This window comes from Paracoccus nototheniae (assembly GCF_004335005.1).
Classification (GTDB): Bacteria; Pseudomonadota; Alphaproteobacteria; order Rhodobacterales; family Rhodobacteraceae; genus Paracoccus; species Paracoccus nototheniae.
In genome coordinates this window covers 22,430-41,026 of the sequence record NZ_RQRT01000038.1, presented here as the reverse complement: position 1 = coordinate 41,026, position 18,597 = coordinate 22,430, and the positions used below count along the sequence as shown (strand labels likewise).

Annotated in this window: 20 protein-coding genes and 2 pseudogenes; 12 read left to right on the top strand and 10 right to left on the bottom strand. The window is 61.6% G+C overall.

What is annotated here, in order from left to right; genetic code table 11:
- The first annotated feature begins 517 nt into the window (after positions 1-517).
- Positions 518-2,095, top strand: a complete 1,578-nt coding sequence (locus EG885_RS13915) for an FAD/NAD(P)-binding protein (protein ID WP_131575593.1) — start codon at positions 518-520, stop codon at positions 2,093-2,095.
- A 55-nt stretch (positions 2,096-2,150) separates the two neighbouring features.
- Here EG885_RS13915 and EG885_RS13910 read toward each other — a convergent pair whose 3' ends face one another.
- The 3 genes from EG885_RS13910 to EG885_RS13900 all read right to left on the bottom strand — a co-directional run bounded on the left by EG885_RS13910 (position 2,151) and on the right by EG885_RS13900 (position 2,986).
- On the bottom strand, positions 2,151-2,435 hold the full coding sequence (locus EG885_RS13910) for an HU family DNA-binding protein (RefSeq protein WP_131575591.1): 285 nt from the start codon (positions 2,433-2,435) through the stop codon (positions 2,151-2,153).
- A 210-nt stretch (positions 2,436-2,645) separates the two neighbouring features.
- Positions 2,646-2,840, bottom strand: coding sequence for a hypothetical protein (locus EG885_RS22755; protein ID WP_165571140.1), 195 nt, complete (start codon positions 2,838-2,840; stop codon positions 2,646-2,648).
- Positions 2,786-2,986 carry a type 2 periplasmic-binding domain-containing protein gene (locus EG885_RS13900; protein ID WP_131575601.1) on the bottom strand — a complete coding sequence of 67 codons (201 nt, stop codon included), beginning with the start codon at positions 2,984-2,986 and terminating at the stop codon, positions 2,786-2,788. The genes EG885_RS22755 and EG885_RS13900 overlap by 55 nt, the downstream gene beginning before the upstream one ends.
- Positions 2,987-3,033: 47 nt before the next feature.
- On the opposite strand from EG885_RS13900, the gene EG885_RS13895 reads away from it, so the two are divergent.
- Positions 3,034-3,749 (top strand): IS5 family transposase gene (locus EG885_RS13895; RefSeq protein ID WP_131575587.1). Its coding sequence is split into 2 segments (ribosomal slippage): positions 3,034-3,328 and positions 3,328-3,749, totalling 717 coding nucleotides; the frame shifts between segments, so codons are not numbered across the junction.
- Between the two features lie 29 nt (positions 3,750-3,778).
- On the opposite strand, the gene EG885_RS23460 is transcribed toward EG885_RS13895, so the two are convergent.
- Complete coding sequence (locus EG885_RS23460) at positions 3,779-3,904, bottom strand: hypothetical protein (RefSeq protein WP_278248485.1); 126 nt, start codon at positions 3,902-3,904, stop codon at positions 3,779-3,781.
- A 353-nt stretch (positions 3,905-4,257) separates the two neighbouring features.
- Here EG885_RS23460 and EG885_RS13890 point away from each other — a divergent pair, with 353 nt between their 5' ends.
- Positions 4,258-4,731 (top strand): sigma-70 family RNA polymerase sigma factor, encoded by a 474-nt coding sequence (locus EG885_RS13890; protein ID WP_131575585.1) that lies wholly within the window; start codon positions 4,258-4,260, stop codon positions 4,729-4,731.
- A gap of 304 nt (positions 4,732-5,035) precedes the next feature.
- Positions 5,036-5,392, top strand: a pseudogene (locus tag EG885_RS23320) (cysteine hydrolase family protein); the annotation flags it as partial.
- A 104-nt stretch (positions 5,393-5,496) separates the two neighbouring features.
- On the opposite strand, the gene EG885_RS13880 reads toward EG885_RS23320, so the two are convergent.
- Positions 5,497-6,342 (bottom strand): hypothetical protein, encoded by an 846-nt coding sequence (locus tag EG885_RS13880; RefSeq protein WP_131575583.1) that lies wholly within the window; start codon positions 6,340-6,342, stop codon positions 5,497-5,499.
- Positions 6,343-6,586: 244 nt separating this feature from the next.
- Positions 6,587-7,036: a ferritin-like domain-containing protein gene (locus tag EG885_RS13875; protein ID WP_131575581.1), complete on the bottom strand. Its 450-nt coding sequence runs from the start codon at positions 7,034-7,036 to the stop codon at positions 6,587-6,589.
- Positions 7,037-7,235: 199 nt separating this feature from the next.
- On the opposite strand from EG885_RS13875, the gene EG885_RS13870 reads away from it, so the two are divergent.
- The 7 genes from EG885_RS13870 to EG885_RS13840 all read left to right on the top strand — a co-directional run bounded on the left by EG885_RS13870 (position 7,236) and on the right by EG885_RS13840 (position 13,008).
- Positions 7,236-7,484 carry a hypothetical protein gene (locus tag EG885_RS13870; protein WP_131575579.1) on the top strand — a complete coding sequence of 83 codons (249 nt, stop codon included), beginning with the start codon at positions 7,236-7,238 and terminating at the stop codon, positions 7,482-7,484.
- A gap of 77 nt (positions 7,485-7,561) precedes the next feature.
- Positions 7,562-8,062, top strand: coding sequence for a YciE/YciF ferroxidase family protein (locus EG885_RS13865; RefSeq protein WP_131575577.1), 501 nt, complete (start codon positions 7,562-7,564; stop codon positions 8,060-8,062).
- Positions 8,063-8,127: 65 nt separating this feature from the next.
- The gene (locus EG885_RS13860; protein ID WP_165571143.1) at positions 8,128-8,898 is read left to right on the top strand and encodes an SDR family NAD(P)-dependent oxidoreductase; all 771 of its coding nucleotides are present in this window, start codon (positions 8,128-8,130) and stop codon (positions 8,896-8,898) included.
- A gap of 65 nt (positions 8,899-8,963) precedes the next feature.
- On the top strand, positions 8,964-9,968 hold the full coding sequence (locus tag EG885_RS13855; protein WP_165571142.1) for an NAD(P)/FAD-dependent oxidoreductase: 1,005 nt from the start codon (positions 8,964-8,966) through the stop codon (positions 9,966-9,968).
- Positions 9,965-10,705 (top strand): DUF2243 domain-containing protein, encoded by a 741-nt coding sequence (locus tag EG885_RS13850; RefSeq protein ID WP_131575571.1) that lies wholly within the window; start codon positions 9,965-9,967, stop codon positions 10,703-10,705. The genes EG885_RS13855 and EG885_RS13850 overlap by 4 nt, the downstream gene beginning before the upstream one ends.
- Before the next feature lie 763 nt (positions 10,706-11,468).
- Positions 11,469-12,026 (top strand): response regulator, encoded by a 558-nt coding sequence (locus EG885_RS13845; protein ID WP_131575569.1) that lies wholly within the window; start codon positions 11,469-11,471, stop codon positions 12,024-12,026.
- Positions 12,027-12,150: 124 nt separating this feature from the next.
- On the top strand, positions 12,151-13,008 hold the full coding sequence (locus EG885_RS13840) for an SDR family oxidoreductase (RefSeq protein WP_131575567.1): 858 nt from the start codon (positions 12,151-12,153) through the stop codon (positions 13,006-13,008).
- A 645-nt stretch (positions 13,009-13,653) separates the two neighbouring features.
- Here EG885_RS13840 and EG885_RS13835 read toward each other — a convergent pair.
- Together EG885_RS13835 and EG885_RS13830 are read right to left on the bottom strand one after the other, a co-directional pair.
- Positions 13,654-14,604 (bottom strand): annotated as a pseudogene (locus EG885_RS13835) (IS481 family transposase).
- Positions 14,605-14,698: 94 nt separating this feature from the next.
- Complete coding sequence (locus EG885_RS13830; RefSeq protein ID WP_278248487.1) at positions 14,699-15,769, bottom strand: sugar phosphate nucleotidyltransferase; 1,071 nt, start codon at positions 15,767-15,769, stop codon at positions 14,699-14,701.
- Positions 15,770-16,402: 633 nt separating this feature from the next.
- Here EG885_RS13830 and EG885_RS13825 point away from each other — a divergent pair.
- A complete protein-coding gene (locus tag EG885_RS13825; protein ID WP_131575561.1) occupies positions 16,403-17,629 on the top strand; it encodes a sensor histidine kinase in 1,227 nt (408 codons plus the stop codon).
- Here the strand turns inward: EG885_RS13825 and EG885_RS13820 are convergent.
- Together EG885_RS13820 and EG885_RS13815 are read right to left on the bottom strand one after the other, a co-directional pair.
- The gene (locus EG885_RS13820) at positions 17,626-17,991 is read right to left on the bottom strand and encodes a response regulator (protein WP_131575559.1); all 366 of its coding nucleotides are present in this window, start codon (positions 17,989-17,991) and stop codon (positions 17,626-17,628) included. The two genes, EG885_RS13825 and EG885_RS13820, sit on opposite strands and share 4 nt — an antisense overlap.
- A 300-nt stretch (positions 17,992-18,291) precedes the next feature.
- Positions 18,292-18,549, bottom strand: a complete 258-nt coding sequence (locus tag EG885_RS13815; protein ID WP_131575557.1) for a DUF2934 domain-containing protein — start codon at positions 18,547-18,549, stop codon at positions 18,292-18,294.
- Between the last annotated feature and the right edge of the window lie 48 nt (positions 18,550-18,597).

Sequence of the window (18,597 nt, the reverse complement as noted above, 5' to 3'; positions counted from 1 at the left end):
GTCGTCGATGCCTGCTTGTGAAGAGAGATCAGCATCCTCGCCTCCCGTCCCGAAACTCGGCCAGGATCGATCTTGCCACGAAGAACGCGGTCCGGCGAGGGTCTATGTGATCATCCGGGATGGAACAGCTAACTTAACCTGCTGTCCACAAAACGGGCAGCAGTTCACCGTCACGATCTCCGCGACGCGCGGGCCGGATCTGACCCCGAGGCTATCCAGGTAGCCCGGTGGGCAATCCGCCGGCTGGAAGGGTAGGGGGGCTGACAAAAGGTCCGTCGTGTCTGGGTCTGCACCGACGAATTGTGGCGGGTGAGACGTTCGACATGCGGGTTGCGCGAGGCCGCGGCGCAGGCGCTATCCGGCGAGGACCTCGTCGCCCGTGACGGCGGGGAAGCCCGTCGCAGATGGCTGTCATCCGGTTGGCAATTGGGATGTGTTCAAGGGCCGGATGGTGCGTCCTTCTGCGCCGGAACCGGGGATGAAAGCGCGCGTTCAAGCTGATCTTTTCGAGGCAGACATGAGCAAGCGCATCGCGATCATCGGCACGGGGCCGACCGGTATCTATACCCTGCAACATCTGACAGGACTGGGTCAGCCTCTGGCGGTCACCCTGTTCGAGCGGTCGGACAAGGCAGGGATCGGCATGCCCTATTCGCCCGAGACCGCCAACCGCTGGATGCTGGCCAATATCGCCAGCATCGAGATCCCGCCCGTCGTCACCCCCTATCTGGACTGGCTGGAGACACAGCCGGATGATCGGCTGGCGTTCTATGGGCTGGACCCCGACAATCTCGACGACCGGTTGTTCACCCCGCGGCTGCTTCTGGGCGAATATTTCCGCGATCAGCTGCTGTCGCTGGTAGATCGCGCGCAGGGGGCCGGGCACCGCATCGAGATCCGCGAAGCCACCGAAGTGCTGGATGTCATACCGCGGGACGACGGGATGCTGCTGATGACCCGGGGCGGTGCGGAGGGACCGTTCGACCGGGTCATTCTGGCCACGGGCCATGAGTTTCCCGATGACGATGCCGCCAGCCGCAGTTATTTTCCCAGCCCGTGGTCGGGCCTGATCGAGGCCCAGCTCCCCGCCGTGGCCGTGGGCGTCATGGGAACCTCGCTCAGCTCCATCGACGCGGCCATGGCGGTGGCCAATCAGCATGGCCGGTTTCGCCGGAAGAATGGGCTGTTGCGGTTCGAGTCTGACGCGCCGGGATTGCAGATCACCCTGATGTCGCGGTCGGGCATCCTGCCCGAGGCCGACTTCTATTGCCCGATCCCTTACGAGCCGCTGTCGGTCATGACCCTGCCTGCCGCGACCGCATGCCTGTCCGAAACGAAGCCCCTCGACGCGCTGTTCGATCTGATCCGGGCCGAGATCATGCAGGCCGATCCGGCCTTCGCGTTGCGCATCGGTCTGGGCGGGCTGGATGCCGACAGCTTTGCCGATGCCTATTTCGCCGCGCGCGAGGGGGCTGACCCGTTCCAATGGTCCCGCGACAATCTTGCCGAAGTCGAACATAACAAGGCCAACCGGATCACGGTGGCGTGGCGCTATGCCCTGCTGCGCATGCACGAGGTGGTCGAGGAAATCGTCGCAGACCTGCCCGACGCCGATCGGACACGGTTGGATGGAGGCCTCAAGAAGGTCTTCGTCGACAATTACGCCGCCGTGCCCTCTGAGTCGATCCGCCGCGTCCTGGCGCTGCACGACGCGGGTGTGCTGTCGATCCTGCCTCTGGGGCAGGATTACGACCTGACCCGAGAGGCGTCCCGCAGCGTGGTGACGGCCAATGGCCAGACCCATGTCTTCGAGGTGTTTATCGACGCGCGGGGACAGGTTCCACTGAGCAGTGAGGATCTGCCCTTTCCCACCCTGCGCGCCGCCCTGCTGAAGGCCGGTTTCGAGTTCCCCGAGGTGGCCGGCGACTATAGCCTGATCGGGGCCGGGGATTTCGCCGGTCGGCTGACATTGGCCTCGATACCCTATCTGATGCACGACCGGCCCTTCGTCCAGGGCATCACCGCCTGCGCCGAAATCGCCGCCGCGATTGCCAAGGGCGTTGCAACAGGGCAGCGTAGGCGGCTGGTGTCATAGGATCGCGCCAAGACGCAGGGCCGCCGCTGGATCGGAGCCGCGCATCCGTACGCGGTCACCCCTTGCCGTTGAGCCGTTCCTGAAGTCGCTTCGAGGCTTTGAACCGCGCGATCCGTTTTGCCACGACCGGCACCGATGCTCCGTTTCTGGGGTTCCGGCCCATGCGCGCATCCCGGTCTTTGCTCGCAAAACTGCCGAACCCCCTCAGCTCCACCCGGCTGCCGCGCGCAAGCACGTCCATGATCTCGCTCAGGATCGCGTCGATGGCAGCCTCCACGGCCAACGGCGAAAGATGCGGATTGGCCGCAGTGACTTTCCGGACAAGCTCCGAGCGAACCATGGAAGACCCCTTCGTCTCAAACCCAACTGAACGGGTTGTTGATTTTCACCCAGAACTGAGGTTTGCGACATCCGCGCAGTGGATGCTAGGCGGATCGTGGTGTCGGACCGTCTCCACGGCCCGTTCGGCCGCGTGGTCCTCGCCGTCGGACGCGATTTTGTCTTGGAATTACCGCGTCGAGAACGGAACTTGCACCTCAGCTTCACTGTTTCACGCATGATGCGTCAATGCGCGGCGTTCGTGAAATGCAGTGACCGCGCTAATATGAAGGAAAGTGCCATGAACTCTATTATCTATATCGTTGGTCTTGTCGTCGTCGTTCTGCTTGTCCTGTCCTTCCTCGGCATGCGTTAACGAGAATTGGTCATGAATGAAAACCTTGAGCCCGGCATCGTACAAAGCCATGCTCTGATCTCGTGGCCGGCATCGTCGAAGGGCCGTGCCAGGGTCTGCCCGTAATGATCAGAGGGATCGACCCCGATGAACGGATACCGGACCAGATCATGGATCGAGACGGCCAGCTTTTCCGCAAGCTCATGTCCCTCGGGCATGATCGCCACGATCCGGCCCTCCCCGATCGGAGTGCACTGGGGAGCGGCTGAAGCCTTATTTCCCGAAGAGCCATGGCGTGCCCCGCGTCGATGACCGGCGGGTTCTGAGTGGCATTATCTTCATTAATCGCAACGGGTTGCGCTGGCGTGGCGCGCCGCGTGAAGATGGGCCGCACAAGACGCTCCACAACCGCTGGAAGCGGCGGAGTGATATGGGCGTGTTCGCCAGGATCATGACGGGCCTGGCGGCTGAGGCGCCCGACAACAAGACGATCTCCATCGACGCGACTTACCTCAAAGCACACCGCACGGCTTCGAGCCTGGGGTCAAAAAAAGGGGGCGTGGTCGTCTGATCGGGCGCACGAAGGGCGGTATGAACACCAAGCTGCACGCCGTGACTGACGCACTTGGGCGGCCCATCCGGCTCTTCATGACGGCCGGTCAGGTCAGCGACTACACCGGGGCAAGGGCATTGCTGAACAGTCTTCCGTCCGCGGACTGGCTCTTGGGGGACAGGGGATATGACGCGGATTGGTTCCGCGAAGCCCTTGTCGACAAGAAGATTACGCCATGCATCCCGGGTCGAAGGTCACGCGGCAAGCCTGTCAAATACGACAAGCGCCGCTATCGGAAGCGCAACCGGATCGAGATCATGTTCGGACGATTGAAAGACTGGCGGCGTGTCGCCACACGCTACGACCGAAACCCCAAGGTCTTCCTTTCAACCATCGCTCTCGCCGCAACCGTGATCTTTTGGTTATGAGTCCAGAGCCTAGATGTCGGGGCGTTACGCTAGTCGCCGCGGCGCAGGCTGGCAGCGAGGAGGGCGGCGTCAAGCCGACGTGCCAACTCGCGCAGCCGGGGCGGCACTGCCTCCTTCTCGATCTCGATTAACAGCTCTTTCATGGTCTCCTCCATCGCGTCCTGCGGTGGTGGTGGATCAACTTTACTCATTATGCCCCCAAAAGGCGGGCCGGGAGATTGGCTGGGCCCGCAGTAAGTGCGCATGTGCTACCATGAACCGGCCTCTAGCGCATTTCACATTTTCGCCGCACAACCATTAAGTGTGGAGGTGGAAGTAGGCATTGCGACAAGATCGCAGGCTCAAAAATATAGTGTCATTGGATAAGCAACCACGGCAGTCGCCCGATGTTCCCGACCAAGGAACATGAGCCCGGCGGAGATCCGCCACGTTCGAGCATTTTAGGGAACCCGCAGCAATTTTTGTGTCTTGTGCCGGGAGACGCCATGAACAGAGGGCACGATCATCAATGTCCGACAATGTGCTCGATCATATCCCCGCGCTGCGGGCCTATGCCCGGTCCTTGTGCAAGCATGGGCAAGACGCTGACGATCTAGTGCAGGAAACCCTGCTTCGCGCTATCGAGCACGCAGACAAGTACCAGTCCGGAACCTATATGCGGGCCTGGCTTTTCACGATCATGCGCAACCGCTTTTACACGAATGTTCGCAAGGCTGCTCGCGAACGAACAGGCTCCGAAGATTGCGTGTCGGGCCAACTGGTATCACAGCCGACGCAGGAATGGCATCTGCGCCACCAGGAACTGTGGGATCAGCTTGCCCGGATGCCCCGTCATTACCGGGAAGCCATCATTTTGGTGTCAGTTCTAGGCGAGAGCTATCTTCGCGCAGCGGAGATCCTGGAATGTGACATCGGCACCATCAAAAGCCGCGTAAACCGTGCCCGCGGTCTGCTAAAACACGCGCTCGAGCCCGAATTCTGATCTTTGCACGGTCACCCCCGCGCCATCGGTCGGGAACAATTCCGCCCTCTGCCGGTTCGAAGGCCTTGACAGGCAAACGGAGGCGGATGTGGAAAGCGGTCTGAGGTTCGGGTCCTTGGGCGAAGGGGCGGCTCATATTTATGTTGACATGCAGAACCTGTTCGCCCCCGGCACGCCATGGTTGACACCCACCCTTCCCGCGGTCCTCACGTTAGCCGGAGTGCGTCCTGACCGCAGTTTCTTCACCCGTTTCATCCCGCCCCGGTCGCAGTAAGATGCCCAGGGAAGTTGGGCGCGATATTATGCGGCTTGGCCCGAAGTTCTTCGCGAGGAACTGTCTTCTATCTGGCTGGCCTTGCTGCCAGAGTTGGAGCGACTTGCCTTGCCGGAGCATATTTTTGAGAAGTGCGTTTATTCGCCTTGGGGGCACGGCGATCTGGAGCGGACGCTGCGGGCGCGTGGCGTCAACGCCCTGGTCATTTCGGATGCTGAAACCGACATTTGCGTGATGGCGACGGCCTCGGGCGCAGTGGATCGCGGCTTTCGGATCATTGTGGCCACGGATGGCCTCTGTTCGTCTTCGGACCTTACCCATGATGCCATTCTGACACTGTTGCGCACCCGGCTAGGGCAGCAGATAGAGACCGACAGCGCTGCCTAGATCTTGTGTCGCTGACGCTCAACAACTTAGAAAACTCTACCTTGTATGTGAGATGTGGAAGCGCCCGGCTGCCGAGCTGGCGGCCGGGCGTCGGGATATGGTGATCAGCTGTCGCGGTCGTCCACAATGACAGTCAGACCGTCATCCTCGCGATGCAGGGCAATAACATCTTGGGGAGTGTAACCAGCGTCGTCCAGTGCCTGGATGACGGGTGGGTGATCCGCCAGACTGTTTCGCAGCGTCGTCATGGCATTGCCTGCCTGTTCCAGGGCCGCATCAACGTCATCGGGCATGCCCAATGACACGCCAGAGGTTTGGGTGCCCGGGCCCGTGGTCCCCCCATCCGCCATGGCTGCGGGTGCGTCCGGAGTCATTCCTGCAGAGGTGCCCGAGGGCGTCGGTTCGGGCTGAGCGCTGCCCGCTATCTCGTTGGTCGTCTGCCCGCCGGTCAGGGGCGGATTGCCCGTCTCTGCGGTCGACAGCGCACCGCCGCCCGACTGGTCCAGTTCGCTCAGCCCCTTGATGGATACACGAGCCGTGTCGTCCATCCCTTCCAGTTGATCGCTGAAATCCCGACCTGACAGCAGATCGCCGACAACGCGTTCGTGGGTCAGTTCATCCATATCTACCGAACTGTCGGACTCGGCGGCCGATCCGTCACTTTCGCCGCTGCCCGTGGTCGCACCTGCATCGGACATATTTCCCTCCGCGGGGTCGGCTTCATCAGGGGCCACCCCGGTGGTCTCTCCGTCATCCGAAGCGTCGGCCTCCGGGCCGGTGTCCGCGCTGGCGTCGGCGTCGATCCCGCCGCCGCCCACGACGGCGCCATCTGCCGCAGCCGATCCGCCCGTCGGCGCGTCCTGATCGGTGCCGTCGGTAACGGGGGGCATTGTCTGCGCCGATATCGGCATCGCCAGCGTAAGCGCCGGCAGGGACAGGGCTGCGGCCACAAGGGCGGCACGGCTTGTTTGCGTCAGATTGCCTGTCATGATGTCTCCTCCATCAAAGATTTTGGTTGCGCCTTGCCGAAGGCGGCGCGGCGCTGCAACCGGCAGGGTGGCGGTATGTTCCCGGCAATAGCCGCAGCCGCTGCTGCAGGAGCGGCTCGGTTGGCCTGCTTCCGACGACGAATAAGGACCGGCGCCCGGTGGGCCGGGCGCCGGTCCTGAAAGACGTGACGGGGAGTGTCGTCCTTCACAGCGTCTCGGCGGTCCGGGTCATCCACTCGCGGTGCCGAAGTTCGTCGTCCATTGCTTTCTGAAAGAACAGAAGTGATTTCAGATGCGCATCCGGATGTTCCGTGGCGCGCTGATAGGCAGTGACGGTATCCTCTTCATTGGTGCGCATGGCTTTGAGGATGGCGCTGTCGCCCAGCAACGAGGCCATGGCTACCTTGCCGGTGGTCAACATCTGTTTCATGTCGCCCTCGAGCGGAGCATCAGCGCCCGTCTCTGCGGCGATTTCATTGAGGACATCCAGATGATGCAGATGGTCTTGGCGAAACGCCTCAACCTGTTCGGCAAGGACGGTACCTGACAGGCGCGAAATAGTGGATTCGTAGGCCGCGATGGCATCACGCTCCAGGAAGATCAGGTTTGTGACCAGGTCGCGGATGTTGGTCTCGGTGCCGACTGTGGTGGCCATGGGTCATCCTTTCGGTTGGCAGCGCAGATGCGCGGGGTCGTGCAACTGGCAGGCAGGATGTTTGTTCCCATCCCGCCGAATGCGCTATGTGACTGCGTGCCATCGGTCCCCTTTATAGGATGGGAACATTGAGTGCCTGCCCCGGTTGCCCCTTCGGGATCACGACAGAAAATGCCGCAAACGTCTAAAGGAGATGGCCATGAGCCGCAGAAGCCCCTCTGAACAACGCGATCCCTCCGGATCAAAGCCCTTGCCTGGATCAGTCGATGAAGCATCCGTGGCTGACGACAATCGGATCGACCAATCTGCAGGCGAGGGCGGTCGCCCCGCAGATATGAGCTACTATCGCGTCCAGCCGAAGGCGGGGGCGTTGATGTTGCTCGGTACGATTGGCCTGCCCGTGGCAATCATCCTTCTCGTCGTGATCGTGGCGGTCGTCGTGTTCTGACTCTTCCTTTTTTCTTCCCTCTGGAACATATCCCCGATCGCCCGGTTCAGCCGCTTCAATTGACAAGGAGCGACACCATGGCTGACCAAACACTCGACACGCTGTTCCATGAGACGCTGAAGGACATCTACTACGCCGAACGCAAGATCGCCTCGGCCTTGCGCAAGATGGCCCGGGCCGCGCAAAGCCCCGAGTTGAAGGCGGCGTTCGAAACCCACGAACAGGAAACCCAGGCTCAGTACGACCGGCTGTCCGATGTGTTCGATGCGATCGGTAAGAAGCCCCGGGGCAAGACCTGCGATGCCATTGAGGGCATCATCTCAGAAGCCCAGGAGATCATGGACGAGTTCAAGGGCAGCCCGGCTTTGGACGCGGGTCTGTTGGCTGCCGCGCAGGCTGTCGAGCATTATGAGATCGCTCGCTATGGCACGCTGAAGGCATGGGCAAAGCAACTGGGCCTGACCGATGCGGAACGTCTTCTGGACCAGACCCTGCAAGAGGAAACCGCCACCGACGTGATCCTGACCGGACTTGCAGAAACGATCGTAAACGCGGCTGCCGAGCCTCAGGCTGTCTGAGATCCCGCACGGCATGGCCCGGCGACGGGCCTGCCGATTTTTTGCAAGCAGCCTTGGGAGACATGATGACCGACAGGCAATTGGCCCTGATCACCGGGGCGTCCACAGGCATCGGCCGCAGTCTGGGGGAAATGGCGGCACGAGACGGGTACGACGTGCTGCTGGTGTCGGACGAGCCAGTAATCGAACACCCTATGGACCTTACGGCGACGCGCGTTGACGTGACGACCCTCTGCGCCGATCTATCCACCAGTGGCGGTCGTGACATGGTGATGCAAGCGCTTGGCGGTCGCGTACCAGCGATTTGCGCCGCCAATGCGGGCCGGGGATTGGGCAACGCTTTTGTGGACCAGAGTCCTAAAGACATTCTCGGACTTCTGGATATCAATGTCATCGGCACGACCATGCTGGTGCATCGCATCGCGGGCGACATGGCGCGGCGGGGATCGGGGCGCATCCTGCTCACCGGATCGATCGTGGGAGAGGCGCCCGGCCCCTATCAGGCGGTCTATAACGCCAGCAAGGCCTACGTGAACCAGCTTGCACCCGGCCTGCGGGACGAACTGGGTAGGCGGGGTGTCAGCGTAACCTGCTTGCTTCCTGGCGCCACCAGAACCCGGCTTTTCAAACGCGCCAGGCTTGAAACCAGCTGGCTGGGCCGGGGACCAAAATCCGATCCTGACAAAGTCGCGCGGCTGGCGTGGCGCGCCTTGCTTCGAGGACGCGCCAAAATCGTTCCAAGCCTGCACAACAAAGCTGCGATGACCATTTTTAGCCTTTTGCCGGACACCCTGCTGGCGCGACTTCACCGGGCACTGGCCCGGCCCCGGCCATGACACCGTTCCATACACGGCATGCCACAGGGCCCGCGTCCTCGCATCCCGGCGCCGGGGCGTCGTCGATGCTGGACTGCATCGTCGTCGGCGGCGGCCCGGCGGGCCTGACGGCCGCGATCTATCTGGCGCGGTTCCGCCGCCGCGTGGTGGTGGTCGATGCCGGTGAAAGCCGGACCGGGCTGATCCCTCGTTCCTACAACCATCCGGGCTTTCCCTCGGGGATCGAGGGGCGTGTCCTGCTGCAGCGGATGCACCGCCAGCTTACCGAACTTGATGTCCCGGTTCTTCGTGAGAAAGCCATCCGCATCGACCGCCTGCCAAAGGGTGGCTTTGAGGTTCTGGCGGAAAAATTGTTGCTGGCGCGGCAGGTGATTCTGGCCACCGGGGTCCGAGACCGCATCCCCGCCATCGCGGGGGCATCCGCCGCCGTCACCTCGGGTCGCATTCGGTTGTGCCCCGTCTGCGACGCATTTGAACTGACCGGCGAACCTGTCGGCGTTGTCGGCGCCGACCGCCATGCGGCTGCAGAGGCGCTGTTTGTCAGCCACTATTCCAGACGCACGACGCTGCTGACGCTTGGCCAGCCTCTGGATCTGCAGGATGTTGATCGCGCCACGCTGATCAACGCCGGGATCGAGATCGAGCTCGCTGCCGACTGGACTTGGGACTTTGGCGGCGCGGGCGTCACCCTGCACCGGTTAAATCATCCGTCCCGTAGCTACGCGGCAATCTGTTCAGGGCTGGGCTGTGATCCGCAGACAGGTCTGGCCCGCGATCTGGGCGTCAGTTTGGACGACGACGGCTGCGTTCAGACCGATGCGCACCAGCAAACCGACGTTCCGGGCGGTCTGGCGGCTGGCGATGTGGTGACCGGACTGAACCAGATCGGTGTGGCGATGGGGCAGGCCGAAATAGCGGCCGCGCGCGTCCATAACTTGCTGCGCGAGGCCGAGAACCGTACCCTGGGCCCTGCACCATGCGGAGCGGATGCCGGTCATGCGCCCCCGTCCGTTCCAGTGACTAAAAACCACTCCGAGCCCCCCGCGGGCCCGGCGAGGGCCCCTCAATGAAGATCGCCGCAGCTGGCGCTGTGCTGGGTTTTGGGCTTGGCGGGTTCTTCGATGGCATTCTGCTTCACCAGATTCTGCAATGGCACCATCTTCTCAGCCTTGTGCCGGGGATGCAGGATCTGCGGCTGCAGGTTTTATGGGACGGGTATTTCCACGCGGCTATGTACGTTGTGGCGCTGGCCGGTCTGGCGATGGTCTGGCGCAACCATGACCGGATCGGGCGGGACCCTCGCAGGCTATTATGGGCGCCCGTCCTGATCGGCTTCGGGCTGTGGCATGTGATCGACGCGATCCTGTCGCATTGGGTCCTGGGCATTCACCGCATCAGGATGGACAGCGCTGTTCCGCTGCTGTGGGACATTGGCTGGTTGATCGGGTTCGGAATTCTGCCCGCTGTGGCGGGTCTGTATCTGCGCGGCGGGCGCGGTCCGGGCCACCCGATGGGGGCCACGCTGGCGGGGCTGGTCCTGCTGACCTCCGGCATGGGCGCATGGGCGCAGCGCCCACCCCCCGGCATGGCACTGACCGCTGTGGTCTTTCGCGAAGGCATGAGCGAGGCTCAGGTTCGCGCGCGCCTGTCCGAGGCCGGGGCGGCGATTGTCTGGCAAGACGCGCAACAGGGCATCGCCATCGTGGATCTTGGCGGGGCAGGGGGCTGGGGCCTTTATGCCAAGGGTGCGGTACTGGTGGCAGGTTCTGCACTTCCGGCGGGGTGCTTTTCCTGGAGCCGGGCCTGACACTCGCAGACTCCGAGAAGAACCGCCTTACAAAGGGGTTCAGCGCTCTCACGCGGTCACGGGGGCCCGCCCACTGCTCGAATGACGCCAAATCGAAGAGCATGACTACGGTCTGATCGCAGGATTCAACCACCGGGTAAGAAGCGTGAGGGCTGTCGTGGACAGGATTGTGAGCCACACCAGCGCGCGCTCCCACGCACGAGGCTCTCTCCGAACGCCTGATCGGGCGGTTGCATGTCATGGTCTGCAGCTACGACTTGTCGTTCCGGTCCAGCCGGAAAGGGCCCAGATCGCTGACCTGTTGAAGTGCGAGGTCCGATCCTTCAGCGCCAGAAGCATCTCCGCGATTAAGGGTCTGATGTGCCTCTGAGGCCGCAGCCCGGCACGCAATAGGCAGTGTCCTGCACTCACCTGGCGACCTACGGAGCAAAATTCGGCGCGCTCGGCTACGGCGAGCCACAACACTAAGTCATCTTAGCTGTAGGGGGGCCGTGTTTTGCCTTACTTGGCAGAAGCGGGACGGCGCCAATGTCCAGATGCCGGCCGCAGAAGGCTCTGGAATTTCGCTAATCTGGGGAGACATCGGCTGCAGGCCAGGCGGCGCGGTGGACGTGATTTTTGTATCCAAGAGGTTGCGGGTCGTCTTGTCTTTTCGAGCCGCCGCGGGTCCGGCCCGGACAGGCCATCGACTGCTCTTTGTTCAATAGCCCCCTGGTTCGACATAGGTATGATAGACTGAATGTGCGCTGCTTTTGGAGGAGCCATGCGAATCCTAGTTGTAGAAGACGAATACCTGATCGCCCAACAGATAGCGCAGGATATAAGCAATCTCGGCGATACGGTGATCGGCCCGTTCGCTTGCGCGGCGGATGCGATAGGGCATGTACCCGATGCAGATGCGGCCATTCTGGATGTGCGCTTAGGTGACTACACCTCGTTTTCTATCGCCGACGCGCTTCACACACAGGAACGACCCTTCGTGTTCCTGACCGGCTATACCTCAGCCGAAATCCCGTTGCGGTTTCAGATGCAGCCGATACACAGCAAACCTGGCCTGACCCGATCAATTCTGGTTGATTTGCACGACCGCCATCTGCGATCCGATCATGCTGGCGGAGCACGCGACATTCTGGTGGACATGCTGGCTTATGCGCGGCTGAGGATTAAGGACCGTTCTGCCGCCGAACGCCTGGTCGAAGCTGTCATGCTGGATGCTATCATTGCCGTCGAGAATGACGTGGTGGTGTCCGACCTGCGCGGCCTGCTGATCGACCTGCTGGATCGGGAAATAAGGTCGAATTTGCTCCGCTACCTGAACTGACCGGCCCCGTCTGCCGCATGACAGGCCGTCGCGCCCCCTGATTTTCTGGAACAACGTGGCCCGTGGCCGCTTGCGAGGACCGGGCATGCGCGCTGCGTGCTCGCGTTCAGACAGGAGACTAACCATGGTCGATTACCCGCACCCCCCCTTTCCGAAACAGCAGCAGGACCTGCCCGGCAGCTTTCGCAAGATGGACCCGGTCCCCGACCACGGTGAGGATAGCTGGGAGGGCTCGGGCCGCCTGACGGGGCGGGTTGCGCTGATCACCGGCGGCGACAGCGGCATCGGCCGAGCGGTCGCCATCGCCTATGCCCGCGAGGGTGCCGACCTGGCGCTGATCTGTCTGGATGAGTCCGAGGACATGGACGATACCGCCCGGCTAGTCGAGGCCGAGGGCAGGCATTGCCTTGTCATGGCGCTCGATCTGTCGCATGCGCAAAACTGCCGCGAGGTCGTTGACAGGACCGTCGAGCGGTTCGGGCGCATCGACATACTGGTCAACAATGCCGCTCATCAGCGCAGCTTTGCTCGGATCGAGGATATCAGCGACGAGGAATGGCGCTATACCTTTGCCACGAATATCGACGCGATGTTCTATCTGACCAAGGCCGCCGTGCCGCATATGCCGTATGGCAGCGCGATCATCAACACCGCTTCGGTCAATTCCGACCAGCCGAACCCGCAGCTTCTGGCCTATGCCACCACCAAGGGGGCCATCCAGAATTTTACCGCCGGGCTGGCGCAGATGTTGGCTGAGCGGGGCATCCGCGCCAATGTCGTGGCACCCGGCCCGGTTTGGACCCCACTGATCCCCGCCAGCTTTCCCGCTGACGAAGTCAGTTCATTCGGTGAGAACTATCCGATGGGCCGCCCGGCTCAACCGGCCGAATTGGCCTCGGCCTATGTGATGCTGGCCGAAGCTGCCTCCAGTTATATTTCGGGGGCCACCATCGCCGTAACGGGCGGCAAACCGATCATCTAGCCGTCAGTACTTTGACAGACTGCGTCGTCAGCATTTTCCGCTCAGATCAACCGCCTAGGGGTGGATCGTGCGGAACGCGAAATCTCCAACCTCGGCGTTGTCTGCGTACTCGGTTGGTTTGTCAGGTCGAAGCTGTCGAAGCGGTGTTTCACATGTGCAAATGAAGTCATCCTCGCCGAAACCGCCGCGCCTCGTTCGGGCCGGTGCAGCGCTCTGCCTGGCGGCGGGGCCGGGCGAAAGGACCGTATCGCGGGTTCCGTCCGCGTTAACGTAAGAACACACGCCGCTCGAAAAAACAGGCGGCGCGGTAGTAGCGTCCTCGACAAAGGTGCAGCAGGATCTCCAGTCGTCCTGGCGCAACCGACCGGCCTAAATCCTGTGCCCCGTGATCAGGCAGGCTCGACAGCACTCCCGCCTGCACCGGCGACAGATTGATCAAAACGCTCGCCCTGCGCGGTTTCGACGACGACGACGACGGCAGCGGGATCGAACGATCGCGAGGGTGCCGCAAAGCTCATTGACAGGATCAAAATGGTAAGCCGACACGAGCCGGCCCGAGGCTCGCGCAGCCTCTGTCACCACCACTGCGAGGTCGCGACAGGAACCAAGCGAACGACTTAAAGTTTCAAGCCAAAACTGGGCACGTTAGGTGTTCAGTCCCGGCATCTGGTGGATCGGATTTAGGATGAATCTGTCTGGCTCAGATGTCCAGATCTTGCAGATGTATTCATAGGGTGAGAGCCCGCCGAGGGTCTTGAGCCGGCGCGCGAAATTGTAGGCAGCCATGAAGTCGGCGAGATGAATGCGAAGCTGAATGTGGTCGTCGTAATGGAAGCGTTTGACGGTCGCGTCCTTAATCGTGCGGTTCATCCGCTCGACTTGGCCATTCGTCCAGGGGTGCTTCACTTTCGTCAGCCTGTGCTCGATTTCATGCTCCCTGCACACGCGGTCGAAGATGTGCTCGAAGGCACTTGTGTCGCAGCTTCGATTCGCAAATTGGACGCCGTTGTCGGTCAGTACCGTATGCAGCCGGTAGGGAACGGCAGCGATCAGGTCGCGCAAGAACTGAGCGGCGGCCATCTTCCCCGCCTTTTCGACGAGTTGGGTAAAGGCAAACTTGCTCGTGCGGTCAATGCCGACGAACAGGTAGAGCTTGCCTTCAGCGGTCTGCACCTCTGCGATGTCGATATGGAAGTAGCCGATGGGATACCGTTTGAAGCGCTGCCGCTTCGGCTTGTCGCCCTCCACATCAGGCAGCCGAGAGATACCATGACGCTGCAGGCACCGATGCAGTGCAGAGCGCGTCAGATGAGGGATCGTCGGTTGCAGAGCGTAAAGGCAGTCGTCCAGCGGCAGCAATGTGTGCCGCCTAAAGGCGACGACCATCGCCTCCTCAGCCTCGGCCAAGACCGTTGATCGCGGCTCCTTCGGCCCGGTCTTGAGATCCTCGACAGTCTGGCGCTTGCGCCACTTCGCCACCGTTTTGGGGTTGATCCCAAGCTCCCGGCTCAGCGTTGCGAGCGAAGCTTGCGATCATTGTATTGCAGCTCTGACGGCGTGCGTGGTCGTGGCGCTTCCATGGCGAACTTGGCCCATAATGCTTCCCTCCATTCCTGAGAAAGAATCGCACCATCAAAACCTGGGATCAAACACCTAGGTTACATAAACCCGATCTGGGCTGGTAGCCGACTTACGCATGAAGTTTACGACGGTTGAGGGAGGCGGGCGGAGTGACCGACCGCCTGATATGGGCATGGGCCGCACGGCGGTCCAGCATCTGTTGGGTAATCAAAACGGTGCCCAAGGGGGTGCGGGTGAACCAGCGGGCATCGTCCGCCGGATCCTCGCCCGTGACCAGACCTTGGGGGATCTGCGCGCCGGGGGCAACCAGCGTCTGTTGCAGGCGGGCTGTTGACGGCACCATTGCGCCGGTCAGGGCGACGCTGCCGCGCCCCAGATACCAGTCGGTGACGGGCGTCGCAAAGGGCAAGGGCACGGGTGCGTCATGGAGGAAATCCAGATGCGCGCGACGCAGCGCGTCCAGCGTGCCGACATCGCGCCAATAGGCCCGCCCCGAGGCGCCGGGCGGCAGGCGCCAGACCGTCGCCTGCCCTTGGGCGACGGCAGACGGGATCACGTCATGGCCGAAATCCATCGCCGGAACCTCGCGGTCGAACAGCGCCGCGCGCAGCCAGTCGCGATCAAAGATATAGATGCCCATCGACACCAGCGACCGATCGGGCTGGCCGATCATCGCGGCCGGGTCGGCGGGCTTTTCGCAAAAGGACAGGATCCGCCCCTGCGCATCCGTCTGCATCACGCCGAACTCTGATGCCTCGGCCCGCGACACTGTATCGACCGCCACCGTGACCGCCGCGCCCGAGGCGCGATGGGCGGCCAGCAGGGCGGCATAATCCATGTCATAAAGATGATCAGCGGCCAGAACCAGCACCTGATCGCCGCCCATGGCCTGCAGATCCGGCCAGCAGCGGCGGGCGGCGTCGGCGGTTCCCAGATACAGATCGCGCCCGTCGCGAAGTTGCAGACCTTTCGGTTCGAACCGCTGGCCCCACCGGGTCGGCAGGTAATGGTGCAGGCTGCGGGGCGCGTATTGCGTGGCCACCAGCAGGCGCTGCAACCCCGACCGCACACAGTTCTGCATCGCGAAATCCACGATCCGGTTGGCACCGGCGAATGGCACGGCGGGCTTGCTCTCTTCCTCGGTCAGGTCACACAAGCGTGTTCCCTTTCCCCCAGCCAACAGGATGGTTGCCAGATCCAACGCTGCAGCATGGGCTTTCCCGCCGTGCGGCGCCGACTCGCGCTTGGACGGCGGCGCCAGGGAACGAATATGCATTTCAGGTCCCCTCCCCAAAGGCTGCGTTATGAATGTTGCAGCAAGGTGCAGGAAACCTTGATTACGTCACGATGTTCCCAGCTATTGATTTTTACTTGGAGCTGATGGGATGAGGCTAGATCTTGCTGGCCGCGTGGGGGGTTGGGCATACCGTCGACGATCAGAAATCAACTAAATGGCTTTTGCCTTTTTCGTCGAACACACCATTGCGACGGTAACTGCTGCTGAACCTGACTGCTTACGGCGCGTTTTGGCTGTTTGCGCATTCTATCGGGAAAAGAGCCCGCGGAGCCAGCTGACCGGCCATCCCGATCACGTCATTGTAGCCAGGCTTCGCTCATGCCGCATCCGCGCTACAGACGATGGCAAACCACACCTTGACCCGTGTATGACAACTTAACCATAGTCAGGTCGCAAGGGCGCCTAGGAGGAAACTTGGCTCACATTTGAGGTGGACAGCTCCACAGGATATTTCTCATTCAGGTTCCTGCACCGCCAAACGACCTGCCGTTTGTGTCAACGGAGAGAAGGCAAGTTATGGACAATAATCGGATATCGGATGCGGACCGCGCTGCAGGGCAGGGTGGTGGCTCGAACGAGGAACTGGCATATCGTCTTCAGCAGCAACGGCTGATCGCTGAATACGGGCGCTATGCCTTACGGACCCACGATATTCCCATGCTGCTGCAGGAAGCGACCCGTGTCTGTGCTGTAGGACTGCGCAGCAACCTGTGCAAGATCATGGAATATCTGCCCGAAGAGGGACAATTCATCGTGCGTGCGGGCGTCGGTTGGAAGCCCGGCGTGATCGGCCATGCCCGCACTGGCGCCGATACGGCAAGCCCGGTGGGATACGCCTTCGAGACCGGCGAGCCGGTGATTTCGAACCACCTCGCCAGCGAGACCCGGTTTCGCACCCCGGCGCTTCTTGCGGACCATGGTGTGAGGCGGGCGATCAACGTTCTTATCCAAGGGGATGAGGGGCGCTTTGGTGTCCTCGAAGTCGACAGCACGACCGAGGGCGGGTTCAATGATGCGGATCTGGCCTTTCTGCAAGGTTTCGCAAATCTACTTGGCGTCACGATCGAACGGCAGCAGGGCGAGGAAGCTTTGCTGTCCGCCGAAAACCGGCTCAAAGAGGCCATGGCGCATCAAAAAGTCCTGACCCGAGAGATCAGTCACCGCGTCAAAAACAGCCTTGCCATGGTCGCCGGCCTTCTCAGTATGCAGATGCATGCAACGTCCGAACCGTCCCTCAGGCGGGCCCTGAACGACGCCCGCGCCCGGGTCATGACAATCGCACGCGTGCATGACCGGCTGTGGCGGGCGGAAGAGGTCCAGGTCATCAGCCTGGCAAGCTTCATGGAGGAGCTGTGCGAACAGTTACGTGCATCGGCGGCGCCGGGGCAGACGATCAGTCATGAGTTTGCCCCGGTACGGATCGCGACGGATCAGGCTGTGCCGCTGGCCCTTCTTGCCAATGAGCTGATCACGAACGCACTGAAATATGCTTATCCGGAAGGGGTCGGTGACGTGCGGATCGCGATCCAGCCGACCGGACCGGAACAGCTTCGGCTGACGGTCAGCGACAATGGCCGGGGGCTCCCGCCTAATTTCGATGCGGGGGATTCAGACAGCCTTGGTATGAAATTGATCACCGGGCTTGGTCAGCAGATTGGCGGGCGATCGCAATGGCATGATTCCCAACCCGGAACGCGCTTTGTGCTGGATTTTACTGCCCAGTTGCACCCGACCGAGAATTAAGGTGCCGGAAACAGATATCTGGCGATCATCACCATATCGATCGGTTTCGCGACAAGCGGAATATTTTCGTATTCATTGGGGATCGAGGCCTTGTTCTCGCTGCTGGCAAAAATGATCGGCACGTTCGCGGCGATCAGTTCGTCGGCCAGCGGATAGACAAGCTGGCAACCGATCCGGATGTTGAGAATGCCGCCGTCGGGCTTGGGGCCCGCGTGCAGCAGGGCGCGGCCCTTGGCCAAGGTCGGTGCAGGACCGACGACGACCCCGCCGCAGTATTCGATCTGCGCACAGATATCGAGGCTGAGAAGGATTTCATCCTCCACCACGAGAATACGCCGTCCGGCGAGGTCCGGTTTGTTCATGAATCACCAAGGCTTAATTAATTCCAAACGAACAGCAATGAAGACGGTTTGTTCCCGGATCGCCGTATACCAACCATGCGGTTCCGCCCGGCCAGGATCGCTACATTAACCGACCATTCCAGAGTATCTGATGGCAGGCAGCTAATGTACGGCGCCCGCCCGCAGTAGTTGCGCGGCAATACAACTTCATCACAGGATACGAGCTGCGGCTGCCGGCGGGCAAAGTGGCAGAGATAAGACCACTTCAGATTATACTCTGGCGGGAAACGTGGCGGTAGTTGACGGATCAGCCGGCCTCAGTCAGTCGACCTGCCGGTCCCGTCCGGGGTCGGCAAACTGCGCGGTCTCCTGACCCGGATCGGTCAGATCAAGGGTTCCATCTTCTGACAGCGCAGCTTGTCCATCCGCGTCTTGGGGCAAGTCAAAGGCGTCAAGTCTTTCCTCTTCGCGCAGTTGATCCTCGGCCTGTTGCCAATGGGCTGCCTCCTGACCTGCGGGACACCCGCTGGCCTCCCAGATCTGGTGTGCGCGCTGGCGGATCTGTTCGTTGCGGTCCATGTCACTTTCCTTTTGAAGTTGGTTTTCGAACGGTTTCCCAGACCAGCA